Below are 12,599 nucleotides of genomic sequence, written 5' to 3' on the forward strand. Positions count from 1 at the left end.
GGAGGTTGTATCTTGGCGCCAGACCGGTACAATGGCCCCGCTCGCTGCCAGGCGAGCGTCGTTATGGTGACCCCATCGGTCCCCCCGCAACGATTACCCGTTAACCTGGTCAGGCCCGGAAGGGAGCAGCCACAGCGGGAACATTGTGTGCCGGGGTGTGGCTGGTGGGGTCGCCACCTAATTCAAGGCTCTTGAGTTCTCAAGGCTTTCGCAGCAAAAAATCTCGAAGCGTGACAGCGTTCAGGTGCACCTGGGTGGTGAATCATGCTGTGCATTTTAATCGGCGATACCTCAATCCTCCAAGCTCGATGTTTATGTAGCCTCGAAAAAACGGCGACAGGCATTCTGCTGTCTGCCACCTTTTAATACGTCATCCACAATCAAAGCATCACTACGGACAACAATGCAAAATCGCAGAAGACGGAAAGGCCACAAAGCCGCAAAAGGAAACGTAGAGGCCATCGTGACTACGGCGGCAATCTGCTTCGGGCTCATAATAATCCTGTCCATAGTGAACGGGTTGATTTCCTTCTTCAGTTCTCACCCGTTAGCGCTTTTCGGGTTATTCGCCGCAGCCTTTGTGCTTGCATGTGTTTACATGTATTTAATTCTCCCGATGATTGTTGATAAAAAACTTTCAAAGCAAAGAAAAGTCCTTGAGGTGCTTGCTGCCACAATTAAATCAATGTCAAAAGGTCATCCCGGGTACGACTTGTCAACCTTTACGAAGGGCAGTGATTATACTGCGATCAAGGACAGTCTTTGCTGGCGGCTGCTTGAGTGCGTTGCCCTGAAGTCGGTAGAGCCACATTTGAAAACCTTGACGCGTAAGCGATCCCAACTCGTCTATGTCGATGAATATGGCCGGGAAAATAATTCGAAGTGGAAGAAGGAACTGGATTACTTCGTCGGGGAAGTGATGCTTCCCATTGACGTAGGGGGACTTCCACAGCAAGCACTAAGCCTACTGGAGGGAGGGTATGCATCGTTTCTGTCGGAAAGTGACGATAAGACAGTAAAGCTGCATTGGATCAACTGGCTTGAGGGTATCACTGCAGAAAGTCAGCCAGGTGCCAGGGTGCATGGCGATATGACGGGTCATGAATATGAACACTACGTTGCTGAAATCATAAGGGACAATGATTGGAGTGCAAGCGTGACCAAGGGGTCTGGTGATCATGGTGCCGACATTATTGCTACGCAGGAGGGCGTGCGTTTGGTGGTGCAATGCAAACAGTATTCATCGGCCGTCGGCAACAAAAGTGTCCAGGAGGCCTACTCGGCAAAGGGGTTCTACGAGTGCCATTACGCTTGCGTAGTCACAAACTCAAGTTTTACGCCTGCCGCTAAACAGGCTGCAACAAAGCTGGGTGTTCAACTATTACACCACGATGATCTTCCTGACTATCTGGTGGGGCTTGAGACTGAACGGCTCCCGCTAGGTGCTGCTACTGGCTGATGGCATTACCGGTGTTCAGATCACCGAGGTGCCTGCCCGTATGGTGTTGCACGATCCGCTCGATCTCCCCCGACATCTTCATGACCAGCAACTCACGCAAAATGCTTTGCGTCGGGACTTCGGGATCATTGCGCACATAGCAGCTCAGCGCCTGCTCTTCGAGCAGGGCAACGGGCATCAGGCGTCGGTCCGGGGGTTGTGAGCGATTGAACCAGTCCAGGCTCAACTGGCTGCTCACCGCATAGTGGTAGCGCCCGGCTTGTAGCTTTTGCAGAACTTGCTGCTGGTTGCGTGCGTCGTCGCGGGCAAAATGCGCGTTGTCGAATTCAGACTGCAGGGTGGCGTAGCGGTAGCCGAGCACGGTGCCGATGGTCTGGCTGGGCAGGTCGCTCAGTGTGGCGGGGGTGGTTTCCGGGTGGCGGGCCACCAGCCAGTCGCGCTGCTCGAACAGTGGCAGGCTCCAGGTGAAGTTGCCCGATTGGCCACCCAGCCATGAGGGCATCACAAAGCAACGGATGTCGACGCTGCCGCGCTCCATCGCCGCCTGCAGGCGCAGGCGTGCCAGCACATGGAACTCGGGGCGGCGTTGCAGGCGGGCGGCGAGGGCGGTCATCAGATCGAACATGATACCGTCGACGGGTTGATTGTTCTCGATACGCACCAGTGGCATTGCCCAGCTTTCTGCAATGGCAAAGCGCAGGGGCGGCAGTTCATTGGCGGGCAGGTGGCCGACGTACAGCAGCAACAGGCTTAAAACCCAACGCATCGGCCTCTCCCTGTCTGGCATACGCATCCTGGCGAACAAAGCTTAGTCGTTGTACTGCTTAGCGGATGCAATTTCAGGCCTGCTCCGCTAGGATTAGCGGTCTTTGGTCTATCAATTTGACGGTTTTCGATGAGTTATCAGGTTCTTGCACGTAAATGGCGTCCGCGCTCGTTCCGCGAAATGGTCGGCCAGACCCATGTGCTCAAGGCTTTGATCAACGCACTGGATAACCAGCGCCTGCACCACGCCTACCTGTTCACCGGTACCCGCGGCGTGGGCAAGACTACCATTGCGCGGATCATCGCCAAGTGCCTGAACTGCGAAACCGGCATCACCTCGACCCCCTGCGGCACCTGTTCAGTGTGCCGGGAGATCGATGAGGGGCGTTTCGTTGACCTGATCGAGATCGACGCCGCCAGCCGCACCAAGGTCGAAGACACCCGTGAACTGCTCGATAATGTGCAGTACGCGCCAAGCCGCGGCCGCTTCAAGGTCTACCTGATCGACGAAGTGCACATGCTGTCCAGCCACTCGTTCAACGCCTTGCTCAAGACGCTGGAAGAGCCGCCGCCCTACGTCAAGTTCATCCTCGCGACCACCGATCCGCAGAAGCTGCCGGCGACCATTCTGTCGCGCTGCCTGCAGTTCTCCCTGAAGAACATGACCCCCGAGCGCGTGGTCGAGCACCTGAGCCATGTGCTTGGTGCCGAGAACGTGCCGTTCGAAGACGATGCGCTGTGGCTGCTCGGGCGCGCTGCCGACGGTTCGATGCGCGATGCCATGAGCCTCACCGACCAGGCCATCGCCTTTGGCGAGGGCAAGGTGCTGGCGGCCGATGTGCGCGCCATGCTCGGTACCCTCGATCATGGTCAGGTTTATGGTGTGCTGCAGGCGCTGCTTGAGGGCGATGCGCGGGCCCTGCTCGAAGCGGTGCGTCACCTGGCCGAGCAAGGGCCGGACTGGAGCGGTGTGCTGGCAGAAATGCTCAATGTGCTGCACCGCGTCGCCATTGCCCAGGCCTTGCCCGAGGCCGTGGATAACGGTCAGGGCGACCGTGACCGGGTGCTGGCCCTGGCTCAGGCACTGCCGGCTGAAGATGTGCAGTTCTATTACCAGATGGGCCTGATCGGCCGCCGCGACCTGCCACTGGCGCCGGATCCGCGGGGCGGTTTCGAGATGGTCTTGCTACGGATGCTGGCGTTCCGCCCGGCTGACACCGACGATGCGCCGAAACCGGTACTAAAGCCGGTGGGGATCAGCCAGGCCACAGCTGATTCTGCAAATAGCGTGGCAGCGGCCATACCGGCTGCGCCGGCGGTGGTACAGGCGCCAGTAGCCCAGCCTGCGGTCGTTGTTGCCGAGTCCGCAGCCGTTGCCCCTGAACCTGAAGCTGAGCCTGAGCCGGTTGTGCAACCCGAACCGGTCGAAGCTGCGGCACCAGCGCCCGAGCCTGTTGTCGATCTGCCCTGGAACGACCCTGTCGAGGCTCAGGCCGTTGCCGAGCCCGAAGTCGAGCCTGAGCCCCAACCTGAGGCTGAACCGGTTGTCGCGGAGCCACAGCCCGAACCCGCACCGGTTCAGGCCGCCGTGCGTCACGACGAGCCGCCTCACGACGACGGCGTCGGCTACAGCCCGGCCGGCATGGAGCGCGACGACGAGCCGCCGCTGGACGAAGATTACTACGAACCGGAGATGGATCCGGCCAGCTACAGTTACCTGGATGAGCTGGCGATCGAACATGTCCACGAGGAAGCACCTGTCGCTGCCCCTGAGCCCATGCCCGCTGCGATGCCGGCCACCGGGCTGGCGCTGCAATGGCTGGAATTGTTCCCGCAGTTGCCGATCTCCGGGATGACCGGCAGTATCGCCGCCAACTGTACGCTGATGGCCGCAGATGGCGATGACTGGCTGCTGCACCTGGACCCTGCGCACAGTGCGCTGTTCAATGCCACGCAACAACGGCGCCTGAACGATGCCCTGAACCAGCATTTCGGGCGCACGCTGAAGCTGACCATCGAGCTGATTCGCCCGGAGCAGGAAACCCCGGCCCAGGCGGCAGCCCGCAAACGTGCCGAGCGTCAGGGCGAGGCCGAGGCTTCGATCGAGTCCGACCCGCTTATCCAGCAAATGATCAAGCAGTTTGGCGCCATGGTTCGACACGATACCATTGAGCCTGTAGACGCCCCGGTAACCCAGGGCGAATGACCGAATGACACAAGCGGCCCGGGCACGACCCTCGCCGCACCCCGTAAGTCTAAATTTGAGGTGATCCCCATGATGAAAGGTGGCATGGCCGGCCTGATGAAGCAGGCCCAGCAGATGCAGGAAAAAATGGCCAAGATGCAGGAAGAACTGGCCAATGCCGAAGTGACTGGCCAATCGGGTGCTGGCCTGGTCAGCGTGGTGATGACCGGTCGTCACGACGTCAAGCGCATCAGCCTGGACGACAGCCTGATGCAGGAAGACAAAGAGGTTCTCGAGGACCTGATCGCCGCCGCCGTCAACGACGCGGTGCGTAAAGTCGAACAGAACAGCCAGGACAAGATGGGCAGCATGACTGCCGGCATGCAGCTGCCACCTGGCTTCAAGATGCCGTTCTGAAGCAACCCCGTAGTACCCTCGGTGGGAGCACGGCTGTGAAGCCGTTGCTCCCATTGTCGTTTTTCCGGCTTTATTGAATTTTCAGGCTAATGACCATGAGCTTCAGTCCTCTGATTCGCCAACTGATCGATGCCCTGCGTACGCTGCCAGGTGTCGGCCAGAAAACCGCTCAGCGTATGGCCCTGCAATTGCTGGAGCGTGACCGCAGCGGCGGGCTGCGCCTGGCGCAGGCCTTGAGCCAGGCCATGGAAGGGGTCGGCCATTGCCGTCAGTGCCGTACCTTGACCGAGCAGGAGCTGTGCCCGCAATGCGCGGACCCGCGCCGGGACGACACGCTGTTGTGCGTGGTCGAAGGGCCGATGGATGTCTATGCGGTGGAGCAGACCGGCTACCGTGGTCGCTACTTCGTGCTCAAGGGGCACCTGTCGCCGCTCGATGGCCTTGGTCCGGATGCTATCGGCATTCCGCAACTGATGGCGCGTATCGAGGCGCAGGGCAGCTTTACCGAAGTGATCCTGGCCACCAATCCGACGGTGGAAGGTGAGGCGACGGCGCATTACATCGCCCAGCTACTGGCCGACAAAGGCCTGGTGGCCTCGCGCATTGCCCATGGCGTGCCGTTGGGTGGTGAGCTGGAGTTGGTGGACGGTGGGACGCTGGCGCACTCCTTTGCGGGGCGCAAGCCGATTGCGTTGTAGGAGCGGATTTATCCGCGATGGGGCGCATTGCGCCCCCAAAAGATGGGCCTGCTACGCAGTCCATCGCGGATAAATGCACTCCTACGCAAGCGTGGGGTATTCAGTATTCGCTCAACGAGAACTCGGTCAGGCAGAAAGTCGGCACACCCAGTGATTGCAGCTTCTGCGAGCCACCCAGCTCCGGCAGATCAATGATCGCTGCTGCTTCGAACACCTGTGCACCCATGCGGCGCACCAGGCTGGTGGCGGCCACGAAGGTGCCGCCGGTAGCGATCAGGTCATCGAAAATCAGTACCGCATCACCTTCGCACAGGCTGTCGGCGTGCACTTCGAGGAAGGCTTCGCCATATTCGGTCTGGTAGCCTTCGGCGAGCACGTCGGCGGGCAGTTTGCCCTGCTTGCGGAACAGGATCAGTGGCTTGTTCAGCTGGTGGGCGATGATCGAGCCAATCAGGAAGCCACGGGCATCCATGGCGCCGATATGGCTGAATTCGGCCTCGACATAACGCTCGATGAAGGCGTCGGCTACATGGCGCAAGCCCCGTGGCGACTGGAACAGCGGGGTGATGTCACGAAAGATCACGCCGGCCTTGGGGAAATCCGGTACCGGGCGAATCAGGGCTTTGAGGTCGAACGTGTCGCTGTGCATGAGGCGGGTATCCTGAGAAACGAATACCCGCCAGTATACCTGTATCCGGCGAAATCAGCTGTCCAGCGAGCCGCCGGCCAGCGCACACAGCTGGATCGGATCGAGGATATGGATTTCCTTGCCTTCGGCGGCGATCAGGCCATTTTGCTGAAAACGGGTGAAAACTCGTGAAACAGTTTCCACAGCCAACCCCAGGTAATTGCCGATTTCGTTGCGCGACATGCTCAGGCGGAACTGATTGGCCGAGTAACCGCGGGCACGGAAGCGCGCCGAGAGGTTGACCAGGAAGGTGGCGATACGCTCGTCGGCGGTTTTCTTCGACAGCAGCAGCATCATTTGCTGGTCATCGCGAATCTCGCGACTCATCACCCGCATCAACTGGCGGCGCAGTTGTGGCAGCTGCACGGACAGCTCGTCGAGGCGTTCGAAAGGGATCTCGCAGACCGACGTGGTTTCCTGGGCCTGGGCCGATACCGGGTAGGCCTCGGTGTCCATGCCGGACAGGCCGACCAGTTCGCTGGGCAGGTGGAAGCCGGTGATCTGTTCCTCACCGCTGTCGCTCAGGCTGAAGGTTTTCAGAGCGCCGGAGCGCACAGCGTAAACCGAAGAGAAGTTGTCACCCTGACGGAACAGAAACTCGCCTTTTTTCAGTGGTCGCCCACGCTTGACGATATCGTCCAGTGCATCCATGTCTTCCATGTTCAACGACAATGGCAGACACAGGGGCGCCAGGCTGCAATCCTTGCAATGGGCCTGGTTGTGGGGGCGCAGTTTGACTGGCTCTGACATTTCTTCATTCCTTGGTGTAAAGCACACATAAGCCGTAAGGGTAACTCAGGGCATGGGGTTAGGGCCAGTCCGCACCCGGGTAGGGTGCACTGGCAGGGGTGCGACTTTTCGTCAGACCCCCTGTCAACATTAAACATAGTGTGCTTTACAAATATCGCTGTAAACAGCGCCGGCGCAGGCGGTCAGATGACCCGGGAGAAGCGCTGCTGGCTGTGCAGGCCAAGGTAGGCGTCAAACACCATGCACACCGAGCGCACCAGCAGGCGCCCGGCGGGCAATACCTGGATGCCCTGGTTGCTGAGGGTGATCAAACCGTCCTTGTGCATGGCCTCAAGGGCCGGCCACTCCTCCTTGAAGTAGCCTCGGAAGTCCAGGGTAAATTGCTGCTCGATGGTCTCGAAGTCCAGCTCGAAATGGCAGATCAGTTGCTGGATCACCGCGCGCCGCACGCGGTCGTCGTTGTTGCAGACCAGGCCTCGGCTGGTAGCCAGTTGGGCGCTGGAGAGGGTGTCCTGGTAGTGGTTCAGGTCGCTGCTGTTCTGGCAGTACAGGTCGCCGATCTGGCTGATGGCCGACACGCCCAGGCCGATCAGGTCGCAATGGCCGTGGGTGGTGTAGCCCTGGAAGTTGCGCTGCAGGGTCGACTCTTCCTGGGCGATGGCCAGTTCGTCATCGGGCAGGGCGAAGTGATCCATGCCGATGTAGCGGTAACCGGCCTGGGTCAGTTGTTCGATGGTGCGTTGCAGCATCTGCAGTTTCGCCGCAGGTGCCGGCAGGTCGTTGCTGTCGATGCGTCGCTGGGGTTTGAAGCGCTCCGGCAAATGGGCGTAGTTGAACACCGACAGGCGGTCCGGTTGCAGCTTGATCACTTCGTCCACGGTGCGGGCAAAGCCTTCCGGCGTCTGCTTGGGCAGGCCGTAGATCAGGTCGAGATTGATCGAGCGAAACTGCAGGGTACGCGCCGCGTCGATGATGGCGCGGGTCTGCTCCAGGGTCTGCAGGCGGTTGATCGCCCGCTGTACCTCAGGATCGAGGTCCTGCACGCCGAGGCTGACGCGGTTGAAGCCCAATTCGCGCAGCAGGCCCATGGTCGGCCAGTCGGCTTCGCGCGGGTCGATCTCGATGCCATAGTCGCCGGAGTCGTCATCCAGCAGGTTGAAATGCTGACGCAGGCTGCTCATCAACTGGCGCAGCTCGACATGGCTGAGGAAGGTCGGGGTGCCGCCGCCGAAATGCAGTTGTTCGACTGTCTGTTTCGGGTCCAGGTGACAGGCGATCAGCTGGATTTCCTGCTCCAGTCGCTGCAGGTATGGCTGAGCACGTGCACGGTCCTTGGTGATGACCTTGTTGCAGGCGCAGTAATAGCAAATGTTCGCGCAAAACGGCACATGCACGTACACCGACAGCGGTCGTACGGCGCGGCGACTGTCGCGCAAGGCGTGCAGCAAATCGAACGAGCCGACTTCGCTGTGCAGTTGCATGGCGGTCGGGTAGGAGGTGTAGCGAGGGCCAGACAAGTCGTAGCGACGGATCAGGTCTTCGTCCCAACGAAGTGCGTCGAGCATGTGGGTAGTCCCTGGAATGAGCAGCAGTGGGCAAATTCTAGGGGGCAGTGCAAAAGCGCTTGTTGATTTGCATCAACGGCGCTTCAGTGGCCCATCAGCCAGTGCTGGTGGGGGCCAGGTAATGTCCAGATACCGAACAGGATCACCAGCACGCCGCCAGCGACACGTACGCCGCGATTGCGCAGCAGGGCGTTGGTGCGCTCTGCGGCCAGTCCGGTGGCCAACAGCACCGGCCAGGTGCCAAGGCCGAACGCCAGCATCAACAGCGCACTGTCGACGGCATTGCCCTGGCTCGCGGCCCACAGCAGGGTGCTGTACACCAGTCCACACGGCAGCCAGCCCCACAGCGCACCCAGCAACAGCGCCCGTGGCAAGCTGGACACCGGCAGCAGGCGGTTGGCAACCGGCTGGATGTGGCGCCACAGCCCACGGCCAAGGCGTTCGATGCGGGTCAACCCGCTCCACCAGCCGGCCAGGTACAAGCCCATGCTGATCAACAGCAAGCCTGCCACGACACGCATACCCAGGGCGAGCGGGCTGCTGGCCACGGCCCAGCCGGCCAGGCCAAGCAGCAAACCGGCAGCGGCATAGCTGAGGATGCGCCCGAGGTTGTAGGCCAGCAGCAGGTTGAAGCGTCGGCTGCGCTGTTCCTTGGGGATGGCCAGGGTCAACGCACCCATCAGGCCGCCACACATGCCCAGGCAGTGGCCGCCGCCGAGCAGGCCGAGAATCAGCGCCGAGCTGAGCAGTGGCAACAGTTCAAGCACGGGGTGGGGCGCCGTCGTCGGGTTTCTTGCCGTCGGCTTCGTCCATGGCAGCGGTGTGCTGTGGGTCCTGGTCGTCGAAGAGGATACTGTGGGCCGGGCTGTCGAGGTCGTCGTACTGGCCGCTGTCCACCGCCCAGAAGAAGATGTACACGGCAATCGCAACGATGAGCAGCGCCGCCGGAATCATGATGTATAACGCGGGCATGGGAGCTCCTGATCAGGCCGTGGCCGGGTGTGAGGTGCGCGTGTCTGCGCCGGTGACGGTCACCGCACTGATGCGGGTCAGGCGCAGGGCGTTGAGCACCACGATCAGCGAACTGGCCGACATGCCGACGGCCGCCCAGATCGGTGTGATCCAGCCCAGGGCCGCAAAGGGCAACATCAGGCCATTATACAGCGCTGCCCACAGCAGGTTTTCGATAATGATCCGCCGCGTGCGACGTGCCAGGCTGAAAGCCTCAATCAGGGCGTCCAGACGGTTTGACAGCAGCACGGCATCGGCGCTGGTTTTGGCAAGGTCAGTCGCCGAGCCCATGGCAATACTGATATCGGCCGCAGCCAGTACCGGTACGTCGTTGACCCCGTCGCCGAGCATCAGCACTTTGTGACCCTGTTGCTGCAGGGCCTTGAGTTTTTCCAGCTTGGCGTCCGGCCGCAGGCCGCCAATGGCCTGGTCGATGTGCAACTCGGCGGCCACGCTCTGGACCATCGGCGAGCTGTCGCCGGACAACAGCAGGGTGTGCCAGCCGCGGTCGCGACAGGCCGCAAGCAGGTCGGCGGCGTCGCTGCGCAGGCGGTCATCGAGCACCAGCCAGGCCAGCGCACCGTGTTCATCACCCAGCAGCAACCATTGGCCAGGCTCCGCCGGCATGGGTGGCGTCGTGGCGCCGCTCAAGGCGCAAACGAACGCCGGTTCACCGATGCGCAGGTGCCGGCCTTCGACCCGGCCCTCCAGGCCGAGCCCGGGCACCGCCTGGACATCATCGGCGGCAACGCTGGCGCGGCCAAAGGCACGGGCGATCGGGTGTTCGGAGCGGTTCTCGAGGGCGGCGGCGAGCATCAGGCACTGGTCCGCGTCGGCAGCGCCCAGCGGGCGGATGGCGCGCAGTGTCAGGCGGCCCTCGGTGAGGGTACCGGTTTTGTCGAAGATCACCGTGTCGATCTGGTTCAGGCCCTCCAGGACATGGCCGCGGGTCAGCAGCAGGCCAAGTTTGTGCAGGGTGCCGGTGGCGGCGGTCAGCGCAGTTGGGGTGGCAAGCGACAGGGCACAAGGGCAGGTGGCAACCAGCATGGCCAGGACAATCCAGAACGCCCGGTCCGGGTCCAGGTGCCACCACAACAGGCCAATCGCCGCAGCGGCGACCAGGGAGAACAGCAGAAACCATTGCGAAGCACGATCAGCGATTTCAGCCAGGCGCGGCTTTTCCGACTGGGCGCGTTCAAGCAGGCGCACGATGGCTGAAAGCCGGGTGTCCTGGCCCAGGGCCTGGACTTCGACGGTCAGCGCGCTTTCGACGTTGAGGGTGCCGGCCGTGACCACATCGCCGGCGCGACGGGCTTGCGGCAGGTATTCGCCGGTCAGCAGCGACTCGTCGACGCTGGACTGGCCGCTGACAATGCGCCCGTCGGCGGGCACCACATGGCCGGGCTGGATCAATACGCAGTCGCCCAGTTGCAGCTCGCTCAGCAGGATCCGTTCGCTCTGGCCTGCTGCCCCCAGGCGCAGGCACGAGGCGGGCAGCAGGTTGACCAGCTGCGCGGTGGCCGCAGCCGTGCGTTCACGGGCCCGGCGCTCGAGGTAGCGTCCGGCCAGCAGGAACAGGGCGAACATGCCCACCGCGTCGAAATACAGCTCGCCACTGCCGGTGATCGCGGTCCAGATCCCGGCGCTGTAGGCCAGGCCGATGGCCAGGGATACCGACACGTCCATGGTCAGGTGGCGGGTGCGCAGGTCACGGGCGGCACCGCGGAAGAATGGCGCGCAGCTGTAGAACACGATCGGCGTGGTCAGGAACAGCGCGACCCAGCGCAGGATGGTGTGCAGCTCCGGGCTCAGGTCGATGTTGAATTCCGGCCAGGTGGCCATGGTTGCCATCATTGCCTGAAACCACAGCAGGCCGGCGACACCCAGTTGCCGCAGGGCGGTACGGTTTTCGTTGGCCAGTTGTTCGGCGGCGCGGTCGGCCTGGTAGGGGTGGGCGGCATAACCGATGTGGCGCAGTTCGGCCAGCAACTTCGACAGCGGCAGTTGGCTGTCGGCCCAATTGACGTGCAGGCGATGGTTGGACAGGTTCAGCCGCGCCTCGCTGACCCCGGGCAGGTTGCGCAGGTGTTTTTCGATCAGCCAGCCGCAGGCGGCGCAGCTGATGCCTTCGATCAGCAGGGTGGTTTCGGCAAGCTCGCCGCTGTGGCGAACGAAGGGTTTCTGAACGTCGGCACGGTCATACAGGGCCAGCTCGTCGACCAGTTGCTGAGGCAGGGCATCGGGGTTGGCGCTTGCTTCACTGCGGTGCTGGTAATAACTCTCGAGGTTGCCGGCAACAATTGCCTCGGCCACAGCCTGGCAACCCGGGCAGCAGAACAGCCGGTCCTCGCCGAGTACCACGGCGGTGAAGTGGCTGCCGGCGGGAACGGGCAGGGCGCAGTGGTAGCAAGGCGTGGGGCTGGTCATGGCAATCTTCGCTGTCATTTCAGGTGCCATCGCCGACGCGGCCAGCACCCACCGGGTGGGGCTGGACGTGCAGGCGACGCAGGCAACTCATTTTTCGAGGTGTTCAGCCCCTTGCAGCGCTTCATCGCCCAGCTGCAGGGTGGTGTCATGGCCGACTTGCTCTTCTTCGAACAGGCGCCAGGTGTGTTCGTCCTGGCTGCCCAGCAGTTCGACGAAGCGGCGTCCTTCGACCTTGTCATTGAGCTGGCCGACGTAGCGGCCGGCTTCGTTGGTGCTCAGGGTCAGGACAATCTTGCGATCCTTCTGCGGTTGGGTGGGGGAAATCAGGTTCAGTTCCAGGGTTTTCGGCTGGCTGTTGCCGCTCAGGCGCACGTCGACTTCACCGGTCAGTTCGTCCAGGTGCACGCTGGCCTTGAGGTTCAGGGTTTGTGCCAGCAGTTCGCGGTCCAGTGAGCGGTTGATGCCTTTGCCGGCCTCGTAGTAGTTGTCGTTGACCAGGTTGTCCGGGTTGTTCACGGCAATGGTGACCATGGTCAGGCTGAGGGTCACCGAGGTGGCCAGCACCCCGATGATGATCCATGGCCAGAGGTGCTTGTACCAAGGGCTAGTGGCTGTTGCAGCAGGCATAGACTCA

12 protein-coding genes and 1 other RNA gene are annotated in these 12,599 nt (G+C 61.8%); 5 read left to right on the top strand and 8 right to left on the bottom strand.

Features of this window, described 5'->3' with window-relative positions:
* The first annotated feature begins 73 nt into the window (after window positions 1–73).
* An RNA gene (ffs, locus tag DM813_RS16335) (signal recognition particle sRNA small type) lies at window positions 74–170 on the top strand.
* A 233-nt stretch (window positions 171–403) separates the two neighbouring features.
* Window positions 404–1,459: a restriction endonuclease gene (locus DM813_RS16340; protein WP_128324429.1), complete on the top strand. Its 1,056-nt coding sequence runs from the start codon at window positions 404–406 to the stop codon at window positions 1,457–1,459.
* On the opposite strand, the gene DM813_RS16345 is transcribed toward DM813_RS16340, so the two are convergent.
* Window positions 1,449–2,225 (bottom strand): substrate-binding periplasmic protein, encoded by a 777-nt coding sequence (locus DM813_RS16345; protein WP_128324430.1) that lies wholly within the window; start codon window positions 2,223–2,225, stop codon window positions 1,449–1,451. The two genes, DM813_RS16340 and DM813_RS16345, sit on opposite strands and share 11 nt — an antisense overlap.
* 129 nt (window positions 2,226–2,354) lie before the next feature.
* Here DM813_RS16345 and dnaX point away from each other — a divergent pair, with 129 nt between their 5' ends.
* From dnaX to recR, 3 genes are all read left to right on the top strand, one after another.
* Window positions 2,355–4,430 carry a DNA polymerase III subunit gamma/tau gene (dnaX, locus tag DM813_RS16350; protein WP_128324431.1) on the top strand — a complete coding sequence of 692 codons (2,076 nt, stop codon included), beginning with the start codon at window positions 2,355–2,357 and terminating at the stop codon, window positions 4,428–4,430.
* Between the two features lie 69 nt (window positions 4,431–4,499).
* Window positions 4,500–4,826, top strand: coding sequence for a YbaB/EbfC family nucleoid-associated protein (locus DM813_RS16355; RefSeq protein ID WP_128324432.1), 327 nt, complete (start codon window positions 4,500–4,502; stop codon window positions 4,824–4,826).
* A gap of 95 nt (window positions 4,827–4,921) precedes the next feature.
* Window positions 4,922–5,524, top strand: coding sequence for a recombination mediator RecR (recR, locus tag DM813_RS16360; protein ID WP_128324433.1), 603 nt, complete (start codon window positions 4,922–4,924; stop codon window positions 5,522–5,524).
* A gap of 100 nt (window positions 5,525–5,624) precedes the next feature.
* Here the strand turns inward: recR and DM813_RS16365 are convergent, their stop codons facing one another.
* The 7 genes from DM813_RS16365 to DM813_RS16395 form a co-directional block, all read right to left on the bottom strand.
* Window positions 5,625–6,173, bottom strand: coding sequence for an adenine phosphoribosyltransferase (locus tag DM813_RS16365; protein ID WP_128324434.1), 549 nt, complete (start codon window positions 6,171–6,173; stop codon window positions 5,625–5,627).
* Window positions 6,174–6,227: 54 nt separating this feature from the next.
* Window positions 6,228–6,962 (bottom strand): Crp/Fnr family transcriptional regulator FnrA, encoded by a 735-nt coding sequence (gene fnrA / locus DM813_RS16370; RefSeq protein WP_128324435.1) that lies wholly within the window; start codon window positions 6,960–6,962, stop codon window positions 6,228–6,230.
* Window positions 6,963–7,144: 182 nt separating this feature from the next.
* Complete coding sequence (hemN, locus tag DM813_RS16375; protein ID WP_128324436.1) at window positions 7,145–8,527, bottom strand: oxygen-independent coproporphyrinogen III oxidase; 1,383 nt, start codon at window positions 8,525–8,527, stop codon at window positions 7,145–7,147.
* 83 nt (window positions 8,528–8,610) lie between these two features.
* Window positions 8,611–9,294, bottom strand: a complete 684-nt coding sequence (locus DM813_RS16380) for a sulfite exporter TauE/SafE family protein (protein ID WP_128324437.1) — start codon at window positions 9,292–9,294, stop codon at window positions 8,611–8,613.
* Window positions 9,287–9,499 (bottom strand): cbb3-type cytochrome oxidase assembly protein CcoS, encoded by a 213-nt coding sequence (ccoS, locus tag DM813_RS16385; protein ID WP_128324438.1) that lies wholly within the window; start codon window positions 9,497–9,499, stop codon window positions 9,287–9,289. The genes DM813_RS16380 and ccoS overlap by 8 nt, the downstream gene beginning before the upstream one ends.
* A 12-nt stretch (window positions 9,500–9,511) precedes the next feature.
* Complete coding sequence (locus tag DM813_RS16390) at window positions 9,512–11,965, bottom strand: heavy metal translocating P-type ATPase (protein ID WP_128325244.1); 2,454 nt, start codon at window positions 11,963–11,965, stop codon at window positions 9,512–9,514.
* Window positions 11,966–12,052: 87 nt separating this feature from the next.
* Window positions 12,053–12,592: a FixH family protein gene (locus DM813_RS16395; RefSeq protein WP_128324439.1), complete on the bottom strand. Its 540-nt coding sequence runs from the start codon at window positions 12,590–12,592 to the stop codon at window positions 12,053–12,055.
* Window positions 12,593–12,599 lie beyond the last annotated feature (7 nt).

This window comes from Pseudomonas alkylphenolica (assembly GCF_004025535.1).
Lineage (GTDB): Bacteria > Pseudomonadota > Gammaproteobacteria > Pseudomonadales > Pseudomonadaceae > Aquipseudomonas > Aquipseudomonas alkylphenolica_A.